Source organism: Pseudomonas sp. 1912-s (genome assembly GCF_029269205.1).
In the GTDB taxonomy this organism is placed as follows: Bacteria; Pseudomonadota; Gammaproteobacteria; order Pseudomonadales; family Pseudomonadaceae; genus Aquipseudomonas.
The window spans coordinates 37,397-57,324 of record NZ_JARIXR010000024.1; the positions used below are offsets into that span (position 1 = coordinate 37,397).

Here is a 19,928-nt window from a genome sequence, read left to right on the forward strand (position 1 = left end):
TGTAGTCCGGCGATTTGGATCCCGTTGAACTTCCTCGGGAACTCTCTAAGATCAGCCCTGTGTCCACGGATTGACACAGTCATCACGGAACGATGATTCAGGGAACCTCGCAGGATGCGATTCATCAGGACGATGAAAAGGAACACAGGGACTAGGGAAAAAATGTGGGCGGGTCATACCGCCCCTTTTTTTTGCCTGTAGAAAAGTGAAACTCGCCCCGCAGAAATGCAAAAAGGCCCGTAACGGGCCTTTTGGAGGGCATCGACGCTATCAGCGCTCGAGGTCTGCAATCTTGCCTTTTTTGCCATCCCACTCTGCCGCATCCGGCATCGGGTCTTTGCGCTCAGTGATGTTTGGCCAGATTTCCGCCAGCTCAACGTTCAACTGAATAAATTCCTGCATCTCTGCCGGGACTTCGTCCTCGGAGAAAATCGCGACGGCCGGGCATTCTGGCTCACACAGGGCGCAGTCAATGCACTCGTCCGGGTGGATGACCAGGAAGTTCGGGCCTTCGTAGAAGCAGTCCACCGGACACACTTCTACGCAGTCGGTGTACTTGCACTTGATGCAGTTGTCGGTGACGACGAAGGTCATTTCTAATTCTCTCCTCAGGCGGCGGCAGCGAAACCCTTTGTGGCAGGGCTCGCGAGGTTCGGGAGCGATAGTCTGCAGGCCAGGCTAAAAGCCCGCAGCATCCCAAACCGCGCGAGAGTCTACCAGCTTGCAAGCGTCTGCGTTATATCCGAGTCTTAAGTGCATATAACATTTCGAGCGCTTTTCGCGGCGTCAAGTCGTCCAGGTCAAGTTTAGCCAACTCATCCAGTACCGGGTGAGGCAGGCTGGCGAACATGTCGCTCTGGTGCGGCGTGCTCGGTTTGTTGCTGGTTTTGGCCGGGCTGGCCACGGGAAGCTCGTGGGGCAGGGCGGTTTCTTCCAGGCGGCTCAGGTGCTCGCGGGCACGGGTGATCACTTCAGCCGGCACACCGGCCAGTTGTGCCACGGCCAAGCCGTAACTCTGGCTCGCCGGGCCGGGCAGCACGTGGTGCAGGAACACGATGCGCTCGTTGTGCTCGGTGGCATTGAGGTGCACGTTGGCGACCAGCGGCTCGTTTTCCGGCAGCACGGTCAGCTCGAAGTAGTGGGTCGCAAACAGCGTATACGCCCGCAGGTGCGCCAGCCGCTCGGCGGCGGCCCAGGCCAGGGACAGCCCGTCAAAGGTGCTGGTGCCGCGGCCCACTTCGTCCATCAGCACCAGGCTGCGTTCGGTGGCGTTGTGCAGGATGTTGGCGGTTTCGCTCATTTCCACCATAAAGGTCGAACGGCCACCAGCCAGGTCATCGCTGGAGCCGATCCGGGTGAAGATGCGGTCCACCAGGGACAACTCGCAACTGGCTGCCGGTACGAAGCTGCCGATGTGGGCCAGCAGCACGATCAATGCGGTCTGGCGCATGTAGGTGGATTTACCGCCCATGTTCGGACCGGTGATCACCAGCATGCGGGTGTCGTCGTCCAGCGACAGGTCGTTGGCGACGAACGGCGTGGTCAACACCTGTTCCACCACCGGATGGCGACCTTGCACGATGCGCATGCACGGCTCGCTGACAAAACGCGGGCAGTTCAGGTCAAGGTTCAGGGCGCGCTCGGCCAGGTTGCTCAGCACATCCAGTTCGGCCAGGGCGGCGGCGGTGTCCTGCAACGGCGCCAGCTTGTCGATCAAGCTTTCCAGCAACGCTTCATAGAGCATCTTCTCCCGAGCCAGGGCGCGGCTTTTCGCTGACAGCGCCTTGTCTTCGAACTCTTTCAGTTCCGGGGTGATAAAGCGCTCGGCGCCCTTGAGGGTCTGGCGGCGCTGGTAGTCGATCGGCGCCTGCTCGGCCTGCTTGCTCGGCAACTCGATAAAGTAGCCGTGCACGCGGTTGTAGCCGACTTTCAGGTTGGCCAGGCCCGTACGGGCTTTTTCACGGGCTTCCAGGTCGATCAGGAACTGCCCGGCGTTCTCGCTCAGGGATTGCAGTTCGTCCAGCTCGGTGTCGTAACCGGTCTTCAGCACGCCACCGTCACGGATGATCGCGGGCGGGTTGTCGATGATGGCTTTTTCCAGCAGCGCCGCCAGGTCCGGGTAGGTGCTGGTGGTGACGGCCAGCTGTTGCAGGTGCGGCGCTTCCAGTTCGGTCATCGCCGCTTGCAGTTGGGGCAGGGCGCCAAGCGCGTCCCGCAGGCGCGCCAGGTCACGGGGCCGTGCGTTACGCAGGCCGATCCGTGCGAGGATCCGCTCGATATCGCCGATTTCCTTGAGCTGCGGTTGCAGCTTTTCAAAGCGATAGCGGTCCAGCAGGCAAGTAATGGAGGTTTGACGGGCTTGCAGCACGGTCAAATCCCGCAGCGGACGGTTCAACCAGCGAGTCAACAAGCGGCTGCCCATGGCGGTCTGGCAACGGTCGACCACCGATTGCAGGGTGTTGTCGCGCCCGCCGGCCAGGTTGGTGTCCAACTCCAGGTTGCGACGGCTCGCGCCGTCCAGCACCACGGTGTCGTCCAGGCGTTCATGACGCAGGCTGCGCAAGTGCGGCAGGGCGGTGCGCTGGGTTTCCTTGGCGTAGCTGAGCAGGCAACCGGCGGCGCCGATGGCCAGGGTCAGGGTTTCGCAACCAAAGCCCTTGAGGTCTTGCACGGAGAATTGCTGGCACAGGCTTTTCAGCGCCGAATCACGCTCGAAATCCCACGGCGCGCGGCGCTTGGTCCCACGACGACGTTCCGCCGGCAAGTCCTTTGGCCAGTCGTCCGGGATCATCAACTCCACCGGATTGACGCGCTCCAGCTCCGCCAGCAGGTTCTCCCAGCCCTTGATCTCCAGCACCGTGAAGTTGCCACTGGTGATATCCAGCACCGCCAGGCCGAACAGCCGCTCGTCCCCCAATACCGCAGCGATCAGGTTATCGCGACGCTCATCCAGCAGCGCCTCATCGCTCACCGTGCCCGGGGTAATGATGCGCACCACCTGACGTTCCACCGGGCCCTTGCTGGTAGCCGGGTCGCCGATCTGCTCACAGATCACCACCGACTCGCCCAGCTTCACCAGCTTGACCAGGTAACCTTCCAGCGAATGATAAGGAATCCCGCACATCGGAATCGCCTGCCCGGCCGACTGCCCGCGCGCGGTCAGGGTGATGTCCAGCAACTTGGCGGCCTTCTTCGCATCTTCATAGAAGATCTCGTAGAAGTCGCCCATGCGATAGAACATCAACTGATCAGGGTGCTGGTTTTTCAAGCGCCAGTACTGCTGCATCATCGGGGTGTGGGAGGACAGATCGGAGGTGTTTTTACTCATTGGATAGTTAGCAAATTCGTTGAAAGTGATGGGGCAAAGGGGGCGCTTGGCCCAGCATTTTTTGCAATGGGCGCAAGGTTAACACGCGAGGTCGGGGCTTCGCAGTTCACAAACGGTCAGGTCAAATTCGCCGCTCGATGCATAAAATATGCAAATTAGCATTTGCCAAGCATCAAAACTGCCTGCACTATCCGCGTTATGCAAAAACGCAACGTTTCTATCGTCTTAAGAGAGCTGCTGGACCGCGACCGGATCTCCCCCACGGAGCTTCACCGGCGTACCGGCGTGCCTCAATCCACGCTGTCCCGGATCCTCAGCGGCAAGATCGTTGACCCGTCTGACAAGCACATCTCGCGCATCGCAGATTACTTCCAGGTCAGCACCGACCAGCTGCGCGGGCGCGCGGCGCTGGTGCCGGCGCGGTCGGAAGAGCGCGACCCGATGCATTCGGAACTCAAGGACATAAGCCTGTGGGACGACGACACCCCCGTTAATGATGACGAGGTGTCGATCCCCTTTCTGCGCGAGGTTGAATTGGCTGCTGGATCAGGAAGATTCGTCATCGAGGAAAGCGAGAAGGCCAGCCTGCGTTTTGGCAAGCGCAGCCTGCGGCACAACGGTGTGCAGTTCGACCAGGCCAAGTGCGTGACGGTGCGCGGCAACAGCATGTTGCCGGTACTGCGTGATGGTGCGACGGTGGGCGTCAACGCCGGCAAGTGCGGGATCGGCGACATCGTCGATGGCGACTTGTATGCCATCAACCACAACGGCCAACTGCGGGTGAAACAGCTCTACCGCCTGCCTTCCGGGATTCGCCTGCGCAGCTTCAACCGCGATGAACACCCGGACGAGGACTACAGCTTCCAGGACATCCAGGATGAACAGATCAGCATCCTCGGTCACGTCTTCTGGTGGGGCATGTACGCCCGCTAACCCCTCCGCGTAGGACAAAGCCCGCCAATGAGCGGGCTTTTTTTCGCCTGTGCAAAACCACCAAACCCCATGCCTGCAAGGCGATGAATGCATGCGTGCATATCTATCGCAAAAATAAATGCATTTGTGCATTGACTGTATATGCATACATGCATATTCTCCATTTCAAGCCAGCCAAGAAGGTCTGGTGGAGGCGGCAAGGATGCTGCCAGGGAAGACAAGGACGTTACGCAACACCGGCAAGGACGCCATCGAAGCGATGGCAGGGATGCCAGGCAACACCGGCAAGGATGCCGACGCTCTTTAGTTTCAAACCGCTTCAAGAACAGGCAGCGATGAACCGGCCTTAATGGTTCAGAGGGTTGGCAACTGGCCCGGGTGTGCAGCGTAAAGCACCAGAAGCAGTTATCCGGCAGACAGGGATCGTGGTCGGAAAAACATTGAGGAAAGGTCCGTACCGCGCCAGTAGCGCCGAAAGACCGAGGAAATCATTACTGAAAAGCCCGGGCAACCGGGCTTTTTGGAATGCCTACCTATAAATGGAATTACCCAAAACCCGGCACTGCGCCGGTAATGCTCAGCCAGGAGGCGTGACATGACAAACGAGCAGCAGGCGTTAGCGGAAATGCCTATCTGGCTGGTGATCGTATTGGCCCTGATCGGCGGTGTATCCGGAGAAATGTGGCGCGCCGACAAGGAAGGCGCCCGTGGTTGGTCGCTGTTGCGGCGCCTGGCCCTGCGTTCCGGGGCCTGCATGGTGTGCGGGGTATCAGCCCTGATGCTGTGCTACGCCGCCGGCATGTCGATCTGGACGGCCGGCGCCATTGGTTGCCTGACCGCCATGGCCGGTGCAGACGTGGCCATCGGCCTTTATGAACGGTGGGCCGCCAAGCGGATTGGCGTCAACGAAGGCACCCGTCAGGACCCGCAGTAACCGTTGCAAGGACGCTACTTAAATGACCCTCATCGAAAAACCTTCCCAACTCCCTCAAGCCATCAGCGAGGCGCTGCATATTGCCTTTCCGGACCTGAAGGTCGGCAATCACCAGGATTTTCAGGGCGCCGGGGATAACACCGGCGTATTGATCACGGTTGAAGGCAATGGCCCGGGCATCCGCTCCCGTGAAGGGCGCAAGGCCCATGCCCTGGGGATTTCACTCAAGGCCATGGTCGCTCCGGGTGCATTGCCCTTTGATGCCTGTGACCTGGCCAGTCGACTGATGGACCTGGTGCTGGACAACCGCTGGAACCTGCCGCAGGCGCAGTGCGACCTGCCGACCAACATAGTCGCCGCGCCCTCAATACGCACTCCCGCCGAAACGGACTACGACACCTGGACCGTCACCTTCACCCAAACCCTCTATATCGGACCGCCGTTGCTCAACGACCCCACAGGCAAACCGCTGTTCGCCTGCACCTGGGAAGTCTCGAACATCGACGACCCCGACCAATACAAACCACTGGCGGAGTAACCCATGTTTGACGCGCTGTTACGCATGCAACTGGGGCCAATCATCGAGCGCCTGGCTGAAATGGAAGCCCAGCTCGAAGACCTCTATCGACGCGCCGAAAGTTTCTGCCGCATCGGCGTGTGCCAGGAGGTCGATGCCGCCAGCAACACCTGTAAGGTCAGCCACGGCGACTTGCTCACGCCGGCGATCCGGTTTTTCAACCCCAGCGCCGGTGCGCAGACCGAAACCCGCATCCCTTCGGTGGGCGAGCAATGCGTGTTGCTCAACTACGGCGGCGGCGAGGGCGGGGCGCAATCGGTGGCCTTGTTCGGCTTGAACAGTGATCGTTTTCCGCCGGTTTCCAGCGTTCCGACGCTGACCCGGCGGCGCCATCAGGACGGCACCCAAAGCGACTACGACGACGCCAGCCACACCTTCAACTGGGTCAATGGCCCCACCACGTTCATCGGTTCCCGCGAGCAGGTCGATCTCAAGGTCGGCGCCGCCAGCCTGACGATGAGCGGCCAGAGCATCACGCTGCAAGTCGGCGGCACCAGCCTGTTGCTGGATGCCGGCGGTGCGCACTTCAGCGGCCCGGTGGTGGACCACCAGGGCCGGGTCATCAGCCCCAGATAAGGACATCCCATGATTGGAATCGATCGGAACACCGGGGCGGCCGTCGATGACTGGCTGCAATTCGTACAGCGCGCCACCCGAGCGCTGACCACGCCCTTGGGCACCCGCCAGAAGCGCCCGCTGTACGGCTCAATGATCCCGCAACTGCTCGGGCAAAACCTCGGCGACGACCTGCTGATTCTCGCCCAAAGCCATGCCGCCCAAGCGTTCTACAACCCACAGAACGGCATCGCCGACTTCGAGCCGCAAGTCATCGTCGCCAACCGCCAGGGCGCCGGCCTGTTGTTGCGCTTCGCCGGCACCTGGAAAAACCGCAAACAAACCTTCGAGGTGGTGACATGAGCATGCTGATACCCGGCCAGAACCAGTTGGCCGAGCCGGCGATCATTGCCGTTGACGAGTTCGAACCGCTGTTGGCGGAGTTCAAGGCGTTTGTGGTTGATTACGTCGCTGGCCGAGCGCCGGAAAATGCGGCCAAGCTCAAGGTCAGCCTGGAGAACGAGAGCGAGTTGCTGACGTTGGCGTTGGAAGCCTTCTGCGTTCGCTTGCAAACCCACGAGCGCAAATACAACGCCCGCATCAAGCAGATGCTGGCGTGGTGGGCCACCGGCAGCAACCTCGACGCACGCCTTGCCGATATGGGCCTGGAGCGTCAAGTGCTCGACCCTGGTGACCCGGCGGCTTTCCCTCCAGTGCCGCCGACGCTGGAGAGCGACGATGACGCCCGACTGCGTTACTACCTCGCGCCCCATGCTCCAGCGGCAGGGTCGCGCATGCAGTATCGCCGGGAGGTTTTCACCCTGGGTGAGCGTCCATCGGTGAAAGTGCAAAGTGCTACGCCCGGTGTGGTGACGGTCACTTATACCTTCGACCCGGACGGCTACGCGGCACGGGTCAAGGATGGCAACGGCCGTCGCACCGCGCCGGGTGAAGTGATGGTGACGGTCTTGGCCCGAGACGGAGATGGCACGCCACCTGCTGATCTGCTCGACGGTGTACGCCGGCATTTCGCCCGGCCTGATGTGCGGCCGGAAACGGATCTCGTCACGGTGCAGGCGGCTCAGATCCTGCGCTACAAAATTCGCGTGGTGGCGAAGATCAACGCCGGCCCGGATTCCGGGCTGACCCAAGTGGCCGCGCAACAACTGCTGCAAACCTACGCCGAGTCTTGTCATCGCCTGGAAGGGCGGGTGGACCCGAGCTGGATCGACTACGCCATCCACTCGGCGGGCGCTGCGCAACTGCAAATCCTTGAGCCGCTGGAGCCGATCGTCACCACGGCGTTTCAGGCGCCGTATTGCACGGGTGCCGAGGTGGAGGTGCGCACGCTATGACTGAGCCAAAAGGCAGTTTGCTGCCTGCCAACAGTTCTCCGTTGGAGAAGGCGCTGGACATGGGTTTCGGGCAGTTGCTCGACCGGGTTACTCCACCGTTCCCTGAACTGATGGATCCGGCTCGAACGCCAGTGGCGTTTTTGCCCTACCTGGCGGCGGATCGGGCGGTCAACGAATGGAGCGCCACTGCCCCCGAAGCTGAAAAGCGCTTGACGGTCAAACTCGCCTGGCCCACTGCCCGGCAAGCGGGCACTCGCCAAGCGCTGGAAAATGCGGCCAAGGGTTTGCAATTGGCACCGGAGGTTCGCGCCTGGTACGAACAGACGCCGCCCGGCGAGCCCTACAGCTTCTCCGTGCGGGCTTACACCGAGCTGCCCTACAGCGAAGAAATTGACGCCCGTCTAGACCGTCGCCTGTCCGATGCCAAAAGCGAGCGCGACATGCTCTCGATCTCCGTGGGCTTGAGCGCGTTCGGTGGCCACAGCATCGGCGCCGCCACCGTGTGCGGCGAGCTGACCACGATTTACCCGCTGGTGCTTGCCGGGCTCGAGGCGTCTGGCAGGGCCTTCATGGCCGCCGGCCTCTACACCGTCGAAACCACCACCCTTTATCCACAGGAGTCCTAAATGGCTGACTACTACACCCTGCTTACCAATGCGGGGATCGCCTACGAAACAGCCTGCAAGGCTGCTGGCGTGCCGATCAAACTTGCGCAAATTTCAGTTGGTGATGGAAATGGGGCGGTCTACAACCCGGATGCCACAGCCAAAGCGCTGAAGCGTGAAGTCTGGCGCGGGCCGCTGAATGCGTTGTTCCAGGATGAGAAAAATCCGAGTTGGTTGCTGGCTGAAGTGACTATTCCGGCTGAGGTCGGTGGTTGGTATGTACGTGAAGCCGGGCTTTGGACGGACACGGGAATTCTTTATGCGATCGTGAAATATCCGGAATCTTTCAAACCGGTGTTGGCAACGTCAGGGACGGGGAAAGAGTTTTATATTCGGTCGATTTTCGAGACTAGTAATGCCTCACAAGTAGCACTGACGATTGACGATACGGTCGTAAAGGCTACACGGAAATGGGTATTCGGCTATGTGGCGGATGAGCTGGAAAAGCTTGATGGCAAGCAGTCGGTGCGCGTTGTCACGAACGTCAATATTGGGTTGAGTGGTGCACAGCCGGTTGACGGAGTTGCTGTTGTGGCGGGTGATCGCGTTGGGGTTGTTCGCCAAACTGCAGCAAAGGAAAATGGTATTTACATCGTCGCCAACGGTCCGTGGATTCGGGCTGTTGACGCAAATTCCAGTCAGAAGGTGACGCCAGGCCTGAGTTTTTTTGTCGAGGAAGGCGAGGCTAACGCGGGCTCGACTTGGCAGTTGATCACGAAAGCACCAGTCGTCTTAGGTACCACAGCGCTTGTGTTTGAGAGGGCCGTAGGGCGCACAGGTGTGGTACCCGGGGCTTACGGTGTTTTGACTGTTGATAAGAACGGTCGTGTTACTAGTGGTGCAAACCCCAAGACCCTTGCCGAAAATGGAATTACCGATGGTGCAACAAAGTCGGAGCTTGCTGACGCAGTTATTAAGTTATTGCCCAAGACTGACGGTGCAACTAAGGCAGAACTTTCCACTGCGGTCAATGCGCTGGTGCCCAAGACGGGCGCTGTAATGTCAGGAACCGTGACGCTGTTAACTGACTTGGAGGACTCCCCGCAAATCGGATTTAGTACACCAAGTACAACCGTATATATTGATGTCGTTAATAAAAGCCTAAGGGCTTATGGAGTTTGTGATGGAGCTAATTACACTCCGTTTCTTTTCAATCTCCCTACAGCAACTGCCTATGCATTTGGTAGTTTGATATGGACTGCAGCTAATTTTAATCCAGCTTCCCTCGCAACCGCCGCGAGCGCATTTGGCGTTGGTCAGACCTGGCAGGATGTAAAGGCATCACGGGCACCAAGCACCACCTACACCAATACTACGGGTCGCCCGATTCAGGTGAATATTTCAAGCGTAGATGCTAATCCGCGCTCACTGATTGTGAGCGGTGTTGTTGCTGCATACACAGGATCGGCCTACGGAGGGAATTATTTCATGTCGGTAGTAGTGCCAAATGGTAGCTCGTATTCCTACGTAGGCACATTCTCCAATTGGGCGGAGTTGCGTTAATGAAGTATTACAAAGATAAAGTCGGCAATATTTACGCCTTCGAGTCTGACGGTTCACAAGATGCGTTCATTGCTCCAGACCTCACCTTGCTCGACGCTGCAGGCTTGGCTGCCGCGCGTGCAGCTCAAGCGGCGGTCAACGCTCCAACGCCTGAGCAGGTTCTGGCTGCCGCAAATACTCGGCGAGACAGCTTGCTCGCAGTAGCTGCTTTGCGTATTGCGCCATTGCAATACGCAGTCGACCTGAACACCGCGACCGATGCAGAGACGAAGAACCTCATGACTTGGAAGCAGTACAGCGTTGATATCAATCGAGTGTCCGAGCAGATAGGTTTCCCTTTGACAATTGCGTGGCCTGTGCAGCCGTCTTGACTCTACTAAGAAAGTCGGTGCCAAACCGTTCACGAAGGTTTCGCTCCTGAACTTCAGCCTTTAAATACTTCCTGATAACCCTCGGCCGCTTTGCGGCTTTTTTTGTGCCCGGAGAATGACTCAATGGCCATACGCAAAAATTATACCGTACTGATTCCCTACCCCACCGGCGCCGGCCATTGGTCCACCGCAGGCGAAGAACTCGACCTGCTGGACGTCGAAGCCTCCGCCCTGCGCACCGCTGGCCGCCTGGAACTCACCAGCGTCCTCAACTCCACTCCGGCCAAAAAGGCCACCACCAAGAAGGCTGAATAACCATGGCTGAGGTTTTGAACTTCGAGCACAACGGCATCACTGTGAATGCCACCGAATCCCCCGAGGCCATGGGTGGCCTTGGCGATAACGTGATCGGCCTGGTGGGCACCGCGCCCAACGCCCATGCGTCGATCCCGAAAAACGCCCCGTTCCGCATCAACAGCTTCACCACCCAGGCGCTGCTGGACCCGACTGGCGCTGAAACCGGCACGCTGTTCCATGCCGTGTACCAGATCCTCAAAGTGGTCAAGGTGCCGGTCTACGTGGTGATCGTCGACGAGGGCACCACCCCGGCCGATACCCTCAATAACGTAATCGGCGGTGAAGAGCCGGTTACCGGCCGCAAACTGGGCCTCGCGGCCCTGGCCAGCGTCCCCGAAGACCTGACCATCATCGGTGCTCCAGGCTTCACCGGCACCAAGGCCGTGGCCGGCGAATTCGCCTCCTTCGGCAAGCGCATCAAGGCCCGTGTGGTACTGGATGGCAAGGACGCAACCGTCGCCGATCAAGTGACCTACAGCGGCGAACTGGGCGGTGCCGACCTCGGCTTCGACCGTTGCCTGCTGGTGCACAACATGCCGTCGGTGTATTCCAAGGCCGCGAAGAAAAACGTGTTCCTGGCGCCGTCGTCCCTGGCCATCGCTGCACTGGCCAAGGTCAAGCAGTGGGAAAGCCCGGGCAATCAGGTGACGTTCGCCGAGGACGTTTCCCGCGTCGTCGAGTACAACATCCTCGACACCTCCACCGAAGGCGACCTGCTTAACCGCTACGGCGTGAGCTACTACGCCCGCACCATCCTCGGCGGTTTTTCGCTGCTGGGTAACCGTTCCATTACCGGCAAGTTCATCAGCTACGTCGGCCTGGAAGATGCGATCAGCCGCAAGCTGGTCAAGGCCGGCCAGAAAGCCATGGCCAAGAACCTGACCAAGTCGTTCATGGACCAGGAGGTGAAACGTATCAACGACTGGCTGCAAACCCTGGTGGCTGACGAAACCATCCCCGGCGGCAGCGTGTACCTGCACCCGGAATTGAACAGTGTCGAGAAGTACAAGAACGGCACCTGGTTCATCGTCATCGACTACGGCCGCTACGCGCCGAACGAACACATGATTTATCAACTCAACGCCCGCGATGAAATCATCGAGCAGTTCCTGGAGGACGTTCTCTAATGTTTACCAACCGTGTAAGACAGGCCATTGCGGCCACCCTTCAGGGCTTGCCGTTGTCGGCTACCGTCAATTCCTTCACCCCGCCGAAGATTGACTTCGATATGGAGCTCATGACCGGCGGGCGCTTTATCGCCGAGGAAATGGCCAAGAGCGCCAAAGCGCTCAACGCCACATTGGAGCTGCAAGGCGCAGGTCCGGAAATCATGCTTGCCCTGGGCGTGCGCCTGGGCGACGACATTTTGCTGAACGTGCGCGAAGCCGGCCAGGACCAGGATGGCAAGACTTACTTCACCTACCACACCATCGGCGGCAAGCTGAAGACTCTGACCGAGGCACCGGTGAAGATGGGCGATAAACCCACCATCACCCTGGAGTTCTCCTGCCGCACCTACAACCGCCTGGAAAACGGCATCCCGGTAATCGACATCGACGTACGCACCCAGAAGTTCGTGCTCAACGGCGTCGACATCCTCGGCGATGCCCGCCGCGCGGTGCTGATGCCGTAAGGGCCTTGCGATTTCTGTAGGCGCTGGCTTGCCTGCGATGCAGGCGACTCGGTGTATCAGTTGCACCGAGGCGATGCCATCGCGGGCAAAGCCCGGCTCCCACAGTGATCGCGTTCGCCCCGAGAGGTGCGGTGCTTTTCAACAACGTTTGACCAAGGAATTGACTCATGGCCTGGATGCCTCCGCTGCACATCCTGCTGTCGCCGATCACCGCCGATACCGGCGCGACAATCGAGCAGGTGCAACTCAAGCCGCTGTACTACGCCGCGCAAAAAGACGCGCTGGCCCGGGCCGGTGACGACGAGGACGACCAGTTTTTCGAACTGGCGAAACTCGCCACCGGCCTGTCGGAAAAAGAGCTCGACCAGCTCAAACGTCCGGACTACGTGAGCATCGCGCAATACGTACATGACATGTCGACCCGCCCGGCTTCGTTCTTCCTGGACGAATCCCGCACGCCTGGTGACTCAACCATCTCCGAACAGGTGAAGCTGCTGCTGCCGCTGAACGCAGCGGGCCGAACCCTGACCGATGTGACCCTGGAAATGCCTGCCCTGCGCGCTACCAAAGTGATGAAAAAACTCACCACGGCCAAGGAACGCGCCGAGTTCATCACTGCCCATTGTTCCGGGCTGATGATCCCCGACCTAGCGGGCCTTACCGTGCCCGACTGGACGGAACTGCAGGGGCGCATCGACGATTTTTTAAACAAACCGGCGGACTTCTTTCGGAGCGCGACATCGAAGTAATTCTCGACATCGTGCCGCTCATTTACTCGGTAAATGAAGCGGAAATCCTGGACTGGGACGCCGGAAAAGCATTGCGCCGCTACGACATCGCGATCACTCGCCTTGGCGTCAAACAGGAGTAGAGCGGATGGCAGACAGTAAATTTGGATTGAAGTCGCTCATCGCCAGGGATGGCCAGGCGACTTACGGCTCGCTTGAAACGGCCGGGGCAGGCGCCAGCATCCAGCCCATTGCGCCGATGCTGGCTGGCCCGTCCTTGCTTGATGCCTTACCCAAGGACATGCCGGGCCTTCAACTGGCAAATGTCGGTGTGCAACTGGCGCAACTGGTCACGGGGCAGGCCCGGCTCATTGACACGTTGGAGAGGTTCAACGGCTCATTGCTGGATGTGATGAGGGCCCTGCAGGCCGGCAAAGGCAATAGCACGAGCGGCGCCTCATCCGATCCAGCCCAACCCTCGCAGGCGCTGGAAACGGCGATGACCGACCTGCATGAAGTGGTGGGGTTTGCCGGGCGTGAACGCACACAACTGCGCGAGGCCAACCTGGCCATGGCGTCCGACCCACTGGTTGCCGCGAGTGGCGCAGGTGCTGTCGATCTGGCCAGGGTCGAGCAGGTAGGTGCCCGGTCCGGTGTAGGCAAGGACCTTGAAACTCGCCAGGCTGATTTGCTGCAGTTCGCCCGCGATTCCGCGATCATCGCCGCGGCCTTTCAGACCGATATCAAGACGGCCGGCGAGATGATGGGCGGCTGGCGTGGGTCGATGAAGTTGGATCGCCCGCAGGCGCTGGATCTGGCTGACGCCACCAACGTGCTGGGCTCCCACGCTTCGCTCAAGGCCGATGCGGTGGATATCGGTACGATTGTGCGTCAGAGCACGGCCGCGAGAATGTCGGGCATGCGCCCCGAACAGGTCGCGGCGTTCTCGGCGGCGTTGCTCACGGCCGGTAACAACCGGGCGTCTGCCGGGCTTGCGGTGGAAAAAGTCGGCGCCGCGCTGGCCAAGGGTGATGGTGCCTCCGAGGGGCAGCGCGCTGCCTGGGCAGAGCTCAAGCTTGACCCGAAGGTGCTTGCGGCAGGCATGAAGCAGGACGCACCGCACACAGTGCTGACGGTCCTCGAAGCGCTCAAGGCGCAGCCCCAGGAAAGGCAGGCGGCACTGGCCACTCAGTTGTTCGACGGTAACCGCTCGATTCTGAGCCTGGTGCCGGTGATCGACACGGTGAAGCAGGCCTTCACGGCGGTGGCCGACAAGTCGACTTACGCGACTTCGGCTCTGGGCGACCAGGGCTCGGTCATGCGTTCGGCTACCGGCCGGGCAGACTCCACCAAAGCCCATGAACAGGCCTTCCAGGCCAGTACCACCCGCCTGGAGACAGCCTCCGATACGGCAATTGCACCCCTGAAAAATGGCGCGCTGACGGTGCTGACCTCTGTGGTCAACGGCTTGGGATGGCTGGCTGAATCGCTGCCCAAAGCCACGGCCGCCCTCGCATTGGCCGCCGTGGTGATGGTACCGCTGGCGAAGAAGCTCGGCGGTACTGTCGTGGACAAGGTCTTTGACAAGGTCGCCGGGAAAGTTCTTGGCGAGGATGGCGCACCCCGCGATGCAGGCGGCAACAAGTCCAACCCGTCCGGGAGCAAAGGGACGTCACAAGGCAGCGACACACGCCAGGCCGACCGCACTCCAGGCAAAAACTCAGGCCCAGATGCGCCTACGAAAACCGACAGAGCCAGCCGAATCGCGAAGCGAGGATCGTTGGCGGTGGTGGTGGCGGACGCTGGTGTCAATCTCATCAAAGGTGCGAACAACGGCACTCTGAAAGAGTCCGTTGGCGCCAGTGTGGGGTCGATAGGCGGTGGTATCGCGGGCGGTTTGGCCGGCGAGGTAGCAGGGCTGGCCATTGGGCGTGCCGTTGGCACGCTCGCAGGGGCGGCGCTGGGTTCGATTATTCCGGGCGCCGGCACATTGTTGGGCGGTGTGATCGGCGGCTTTGCCGGTGGTGCAATTGGCAAGGTGGTGGGCGGTGTTGTCGGCACTTTCGTCGGCAGCGACGTCGGTGCCAGCCTCGGCGAGAAAGTCATGAGCAGCGACGACCGTCTCCCGCCACCCGAACAGGTCAGCCAAAGCCTTCCCAACGCTCAAACAGACAACCGCCAAATCAACTTCGCCCCGCAGATCAACATCACCGCCCCCGAGCAGGCCAGTTACCAAGCGCTGGCGGCGCTCGTCGTGCAACAGATCGAGGCGCAGTTCACGCCGCTCTCGATGGATAACCTGCTGGCGACGCGACGCGACGCGGCACTCACCGATGGAGCAGTCTGATGCGACAACAAATGGTGTTGGGCAGCTTTATTTTCGGGCTGTCGCGCGGGTTTGCCTACGCGACCCTCGACCGTAAGAGTAGCGGTGGCTGGGTCGCGCTGGACATCATTGCCGGCAAACCCAAGTCCAGCCAGACCGGCCAGCCCCTCGAAACATTGACCTTTGGCGGCAAGGCGGCGCGTGGCATTGGTATGGCCAGGCTCGACGAGCTGCGCGACTTGCAGGTCTTGCGTACACCGCTGCCGTTAGTGGACGGGATTGGCCGTAACTGGGGGCTGTGGACGATCAAGTCGGTGGACGAGAAACAAGCCAACGTGATCGACGACGGCACGGCCATGCTGATCAATTGGACGTTGGTACTGGAGGAATTCGTCAATGCGTAGAGTCCGAAGTATTGCCGGTGACTCAGTCAACCTGCTGCTCTACCGCGAACTGGGTCGTAGTGACGACGCCGCTGAGGAAGCACTGTGGCACCTCAACCCGGACCTCGCGGAACACGGGGCGGTATTGCCGGCCGGCATCGGTGTGATCGTGCCGGAACTGGGCGCGCGCCCTGTCGCAAAAAAGCCGGTTTCGGTTTGGGATTAAGGAGGAACCATGGCACTTGGATTCACACCGATGGTGGAAATTTATGGGATCAATGCCGCGCTGCTCAACGAGCGATTATTGGAGTGGGAACACACCGATGCCGCAGGCTTCGTATCCGACCAGCTAAAGCTGACCCTTGATATCGAAGGGCTTGAGGGCTTGCCCCGCATGGGTGGAAGGATCGGCCTGCGGGTCGGTTACCTCGAGACTGGCCTGGAGGACAAGGGGCTGTTCAAGATTACCCAACGCACCCCATACCTGTTCCCCATGCGCCTGGTGCTGGTGGCCACGGCAGCGCCGTTCGACCACGACGAATTCAAACAGCGCCGCACAGCCAGCCATGGGCCGACCACCCTGGGCGCACTGTTCCGCCAACTGACCACACGTTATGGATTCTCACCCAGGGTCGCCCCGGATCTGGACGCTGAAAAGATCGCTCACATCGACCAGACCAACGAAAGCGACATGAGCTTTCTGACCCGGCTTGCCAAGCGTTTTGATGCGGTGGCCAAGCCTGTCGACGAACTGTACGTGTTGGGCCGTAAAGGCCAGCTCACCTCGTTGTCGGGCAAGCCGCTGCAAGAAGTGCGGCTGTCGGTCACCCGCGATAACCGTCCGGGCGACCACGCGTTTATCAGCGCCAGTTTTACCGAGACCAGCCGGGCCAAGTTCGAAGGGGCCAAGGCGTCCTGGTGGGATGCCGCTACTTGCAAGAAACGTGAGGTGGAGGTGGGTGGCGCGCCGTTCAAAGTGCTTGCCCAGCGCTACCAGAGCGAAGACGAAGCCAGGACAGCGGCCGAGGGCGAGATGCGCCGGGTTGGCCGTGAAGGCCTGCAGATCAATGTGATATGCCCCGGCAACCCGGCGCTCCAGGCCGAAGGGCTGCTGATGCTGGATGAAACCTGGCCCGGCTTCATGCAGGGGCGCTGGTCCATCGACACGCTGACGGCCATCGGCAAACGCAAGGAAAGCTACCGATGCACGATCAAGGCGACCGGGCTGTCATCACCTGAATGACGCGCCCGATCGGTCCCCTCTACCCACCCGCTTCGGCGGGTTTTTTATTGCCTGGTGAGGCGCCATGAAGATCACCCCTCTGGTCAGTCACCTGCGGGATCGCTGCCCATCGTTCAACCAACACATCCGCGCCGGCCTCGACCTCGACGCGCTGCAAAACCTGCCAGTGCTTGACGCGCCCCAGGCGGTCGTCACGCCGATCTGCGACAAGGCCAGCCCTAACACTACGCAAAACAGCAGCCGCCAAACCCTGCGCGAGCATTTTGGCGTGGTGCTGGTGCTGGATCTGCCGGAAGGCCAGCACGCCCAGGCGATGGACCAACTGCATGCCCTGCGCGCCGAGGTCTGGCGGGCGCTGGTGGGCTACAAGCCCGAAGGGTTCTACGAGCCTATCCAGTACGACGGCGGCGAATGGCTGTTGCTTAGCAAGGTTCGCGGGTTGTACCGGCTGCGGTTTTTTCTTGAGAGCCAGTTGGGACGCAACCTCAGCACACAGCCAGCGGAAACCTGGCTCGAGCTTGAGCTGGACGCTCTGCCGTCCTTCAACGGGGTGACGGTGCGGGTCGATGCCATCGACCCGGCCGACCCCAATCTGCAACACCCAGGCCCCGACGGGCGCCTGGAAATGACCTTTTCTGCCGAGGTAAAACCATGAGCAAACGCATCACCGTACTGCCGGTTTCCGGCCGTGCCGTACCTGACCCGGAGGCGGGCGATCTGCTGCCGGCCGAAGGTCGCGAAGTCCCGGACAACGCCTGGTGGCGTCGACGTCTGGCCGATGGCGACATCACCACCAAAGCCGTCAAGGCGGCAAAACCACAGGGAGCCAAATAATGGCGATTGGATTCAGTCATATTCCGGCGGACATTCGTGTGCCGCTGTTCTACGCCGAGATGGACAATTCGGCGGCCAATAGCGCGTCGTCGGCCTTGCGCCGGCTGATCGTGGCTCAGGTCAACGACAACGTCACCAGCCCGGAAATCGGCAGCCTGGTGCTGGTGTCGAGCGCGGCGATGGCCAAGCGTATCGGCGGCCAGGGTTCGATGCTGGCGTCGATGTACGAGACGTTCCGCAAGAGTGACCCGGTGGGCGAGATCTGGTGCCTGCCGCTGCACAGCACCGAAGGCAGTGCGGCCAAGGCCGATCTCACGCTGAGCGGTGCCGCCACCCAGGGTGGTGTTCTCAGCCTGTACGTCGGCGGCACCCGGGTTCAAGCGACCGTGATCAATGGCGCCACGGCGGCCGTTGCCGCCACCGCCCTGGCGCTGAAAATCAACGCCAGCGCCGACCTGCCGGTCAGTGCGGTAGCCGCCGAAGGCACCGTCACCCTGACCGCCAAATGGACCGGTGAGAGTGGTAACGACATCAGCCTGCAGCTCAACCGTTTGGGCCAGAGCAACGGCGAGCAAATTCCCGACGGCCTGACCGCCGTCCTCGGCAAAATGGCGGCGGGCGCCGGTGTACCGGACCAACTCGCAGCGCTGGCGGCACTGGGCGACGAGCCGTTTGAATTCATCTGCATGCCCTGGGCCGACACCACCAGCCTCAACGCCTGGCAAGCGGTGATGGATGACAACGGCGGTCGCTGGTCCTGGGCCAAGCAATTGTTCGGCCACGTCTACACGGCCAAGCGCGGCACCATCGGTACCCTGGTGGCCGCCGGGCAAGGGCGTAACGACCAGCACGTGACCATCCAGGCCATGGAGCCGGGTGTGCCGCAACCGTTCTGGGTTCAGGCAGCGGCATTGGCCGCGCGCACCGCGGTGTTTATCTCCGCCGACGCCAGCCGTCCGACCCAAAGTGGCAGCCTGCCAGGCCTCGACCCGGCCGACGCCAGCGAGCGTTTCACCCTGACCGAGCGCCAATCGCTGCTCAACTACGGCATCGCCACGGCTTACTACGAAGGCGGCTACGTGCGCATTCAGCGGGCGATCACCACCTACCAGAAGAACGCCTTCGGCCAGGCGGACAACTCCTACCTGGACAGCGAAACCCTGCACCAGTCGGCCTTTATCGTGCGCCGCCTGCAAAGCGTGATCACCAGCAAGTACGGGCGCCACAAACTCGCGGCGGACGGCACGCGCTTTGGCGCCGGCCAGCCGATCGTGACCCCGAGCACTATTCGCGGTGAGCTGATCGCCCAGTACGCCAAGCTGGAACTGGAAGGCCATGTGGAGAACGCCGAACTGTTCGCCGAGCACCTGATTGTCGAGCGTGACAGCCAGGACCCAAGCCGGGTCAACGTGCTGTTCCCGCCCGATTACGTCAATGGGCTGCGGGTGTTTGCGCTGCTCAACCAGTTCCGTTTGCAGTACGACGCGGCGGTGTAACCCCCGCGCTTTTCGCAACTGATTCCAGCCCGCCGCGTGCGGGCTTATTTTTGGGAGAAACATCATGGGTCAACTGATTGCGGGCACCTGCTACGTCAAAGTGGACGGCGCTCAACTGACCATCAACGGCGGCTGCGAAGCACCGTTGATGGCCGTCAAACGGGAAACTGTGGTGCCGGGTTTCTATAAGGAAACCGACATCACCCCGTCCTTCAAAGTCACCGCACTGCACACGCCGGACTTTCCGCTCAAGCAGCTGATCGCGGGCACCGACATGACCGTCACCTGCGAATTCAACAACGGCAAAGTCTACGTGCTGGCCGGTGCCTACCTGGTGGAAGAACCGGTGGCCAAGGGCGACGATGCCGTGATCGAGCTGAAATTCGAAGGCATCAAGGGGACCTGGCAATGAGCGATACGGTGAAGCTGCAAGTGGCCATCGAGGCCCACGGCGAGCCACTGGCCGAACTCACCCTGCGCCGCCCGACGGTGCAGGAAGTGCGGGCGATCAAGGCGCTGCCGTACAAGATCGACAAGGGCGAAGACGTGAGTCTGGACCTCGACGTGGCCGCCAAGTACATCGCGGTGTGCGCGGGTATTCCGCCGTCGTCGGTCAACCAGCTCGACCTGGTGGACTTCAACGCGCTGAGCTGGGCCGTCGCCGGTTTTTTCATGAGTGCGGCGCAGGCTCCGTCGCCGAGCTGATT

24 protein-coding genes are annotated in these 19,928 nt (G+C 60.9%); 22 read left to right on the forward strand and 2 right to left on the reverse strand.

Going from position 1 to position 19,928, the window contains the following annotated elements; genetic code table 11:
* Positions 1-270: 270 nt before the first annotated feature.
* Positions 271-594: a ferredoxin FdxA gene (gene fdxA / locus P3C29_RS24505; RefSeq protein ID WP_003208688.1), complete on the reverse strand. Its 324-nt coding sequence runs from the start codon at positions 592-594 to the stop codon at positions 271-273.
* A gap of 142 nt (positions 595-736) precedes the next feature.
* A complete protein-coding gene (gene mutS, locus P3C29_RS24510) occupies positions 737-3,328 on the reverse strand; it encodes a DNA mismatch repair protein MutS (protein ID WP_275965684.1) in 2,592 nt (863 codons plus the stop codon).
* A 198-nt stretch (positions 3,329-3,526) separates the two neighbouring features.
* Here mutS and P3C29_RS24515 point away from each other — a divergent pair, with 198 nt between their 5' ends.
* From P3C29_RS24515 to P3C29_RS24620, 22 genes are all read left to right on the forward strand, one after another.
* The gene (locus P3C29_RS24515) at positions 3,527-4,261 is read left to right on the forward strand and encodes an XRE family transcriptional regulator (protein WP_029615867.1); all 735 of its coding nucleotides are present in this window, start codon (positions 3,527-3,529) and stop codon (positions 4,259-4,261) included.
* A gap of 595 nt (positions 4,262-4,856) precedes the next feature.
* Positions 4,857-5,195 (forward strand): phage holin family protein, encoded by a 339-nt coding sequence (locus tag P3C29_RS24520; RefSeq protein WP_177046859.1) that lies wholly within the window; start codon positions 4,857-4,859, stop codon positions 5,193-5,195.
* 22 nt (positions 5,196-5,217) lie between these two features.
* Positions 5,218-5,733: a hypothetical protein gene (locus tag P3C29_RS24525; RefSeq protein ID WP_201125241.1), complete on the forward strand. Its 516-nt coding sequence runs from the start codon at positions 5,218-5,220 to the stop codon at positions 5,731-5,733.
* Positions 5,734-5,736: 3 nt separating this feature from the next.
* A complete protein-coding gene (locus tag P3C29_RS24530; RefSeq protein ID WP_275965685.1) occupies positions 5,737-6,348 on the forward strand; it encodes a phage baseplate assembly protein V in 612 nt (203 codons plus the stop codon).
* Between the two features lie 9 nt (positions 6,349-6,357).
* Positions 6,358-6,690, forward strand: a complete 333-nt coding sequence (locus tag P3C29_RS24535) for a phage baseplate protein (protein ID WP_010170122.1) — start codon at positions 6,358-6,360, stop codon at positions 6,688-6,690.
* Positions 6,687-7,682: a baseplate J/gp47 family protein gene (locus P3C29_RS24540; RefSeq protein ID WP_275965686.1), complete on the forward strand. Its 996-nt coding sequence runs from the start codon at positions 6,687-6,689 to the stop codon at positions 7,680-7,682. The genes P3C29_RS24535 and P3C29_RS24540 overlap by 4 nt, the downstream gene beginning before the upstream one ends.
* Positions 7,679-8,308 (forward strand): phage tail protein I, encoded by a 630-nt coding sequence (locus P3C29_RS24545; protein WP_275965687.1) that lies wholly within the window; start codon positions 7,679-7,681, stop codon positions 8,306-8,308. The genes P3C29_RS24540 and P3C29_RS24545 overlap by 4 nt, the downstream gene beginning before the upstream one ends.
* Positions 8,309-9,850: a phage tail protein gene (locus P3C29_RS24550; protein WP_275965688.1), complete on the forward strand. Its 1,542-nt coding sequence runs from the start codon at positions 8,309-8,311 to the stop codon at positions 9,848-9,850.
* Positions 9,850-10,221 carry a tail fiber assembly protein gene (locus tag P3C29_RS24555; protein ID WP_275965689.1) on the forward strand — a complete coding sequence of 124 codons (372 nt, stop codon included), beginning with the start codon at positions 9,850-9,852 and terminating at the stop codon, positions 10,219-10,221. The genes P3C29_RS24550 and P3C29_RS24555 overlap by 1 nt, the downstream gene beginning before the upstream one ends.
* 123 nt (positions 10,222-10,344) lie before the next feature.
* Positions 10,345-10,536: a hypothetical protein gene (locus P3C29_RS24560; RefSeq protein ID WP_275965690.1), complete on the forward strand. Its 192-nt coding sequence runs from the start codon at positions 10,345-10,347 to the stop codon at positions 10,534-10,536.
* Positions 10,537-10,538: 2 nt separating this feature from the next.
* A complete protein-coding gene (locus tag P3C29_RS24565) occupies positions 10,539-11,705 on the forward strand; it encodes a tail protein (RefSeq protein WP_010170109.1) in 1,167 nt (388 codons plus the stop codon).
* On the forward strand, positions 11,705-12,211 hold the full coding sequence (locus P3C29_RS24570; RefSeq protein ID WP_201125234.1) for a phage major tail tube protein: 507 nt from the start codon (positions 11,705-11,707) through the stop codon (positions 12,209-12,211). Before P3C29_RS24565 ends, P3C29_RS24570 begins: the two co-directional genes overlap by 1 nt.
* A gap of 167 nt (positions 12,212-12,378) precedes the next feature.
* Positions 12,379-12,960 (forward strand): phage tail assembly protein, encoded by a 582-nt coding sequence (locus P3C29_RS24575; protein ID WP_201125233.1) that lies wholly within the window; start codon positions 12,379-12,381, stop codon positions 12,958-12,960.
* 127 nt (positions 12,961-13,087) lie between these two features.
* The gene (locus tag P3C29_RS24580) at positions 13,088-15,286 is read left to right on the forward strand and encodes a phage tail tape measure protein (protein WP_275965691.1); all 2,199 of its coding nucleotides are present in this window, start codon (positions 13,088-13,090) and stop codon (positions 15,284-15,286) included.
* Positions 15,286-15,669 carry a phage tail protein gene (locus P3C29_RS24585; protein ID WP_201125231.1) on the forward strand — a complete coding sequence of 128 codons (384 nt, stop codon included), beginning with the start codon at positions 15,286-15,288 and terminating at the stop codon, positions 15,667-15,669. The genes P3C29_RS24580 and P3C29_RS24585 overlap by 1 nt, the downstream gene beginning before the upstream one ends.
* Positions 15,662-15,874, forward strand: coding sequence for a tail protein X (locus tag P3C29_RS24590; RefSeq protein ID WP_275965692.1), 213 nt, complete (start codon positions 15,662-15,664; stop codon positions 15,872-15,874). Before P3C29_RS24585 ends, P3C29_RS24590 begins: the two co-directional genes overlap by 8 nt.
* 9 nt (positions 15,875-15,883) lie before the next feature.
* Complete coding sequence (locus P3C29_RS24595) at positions 15,884-16,891, forward strand: phage late control D family protein (RefSeq protein ID WP_201125229.1); 1,008 nt, start codon at positions 15,884-15,886, stop codon at positions 16,889-16,891.
* A 64-nt stretch (positions 16,892-16,955) separates the two neighbouring features.
* Positions 16,956-17,546, forward strand: coding sequence for a hypothetical protein (locus P3C29_RS24600; protein ID WP_201125228.1), 591 nt, complete (start codon positions 16,956-16,958; stop codon positions 17,544-17,546).
* On the forward strand, positions 17,543-17,725 hold the full coding sequence (locus P3C29_RS24605; RefSeq protein WP_010170093.1) for a DUF2635 domain-containing protein: 183 nt from the start codon (positions 17,543-17,545) through the stop codon (positions 17,723-17,725). The genes P3C29_RS24600 and P3C29_RS24605 overlap by 4 nt, the downstream gene beginning before the upstream one ends.
* Entirely contained in the window at positions 17,725-19,221 is a 1,497-nt protein-coding gene (locus P3C29_RS24610; RefSeq protein ID WP_201125227.1) for a phage tail sheath subtilisin-like domain-containing protein, read from the forward strand. The genes P3C29_RS24605 and P3C29_RS24610 overlap by 1 nt, the downstream gene beginning before the upstream one ends.
* Before the next feature lie 64 nt (positions 19,222-19,285).
* Positions 19,286-19,633, forward strand: coding sequence for a phage tail tube protein (locus P3C29_RS24615; protein WP_010170089.1), 348 nt, complete (start codon positions 19,286-19,288; stop codon positions 19,631-19,633).
* On the forward strand, positions 19,630-19,926 hold the full coding sequence (locus P3C29_RS24620; RefSeq protein ID WP_010170087.1) for a phage tail assembly protein: 297 nt from the start codon (positions 19,630-19,632) through the stop codon (positions 19,924-19,926). Before P3C29_RS24615 ends, P3C29_RS24620 begins: the two co-directional genes overlap by 4 nt.
* Positions 19,927-19,928 lie beyond the last annotated feature (2 nt).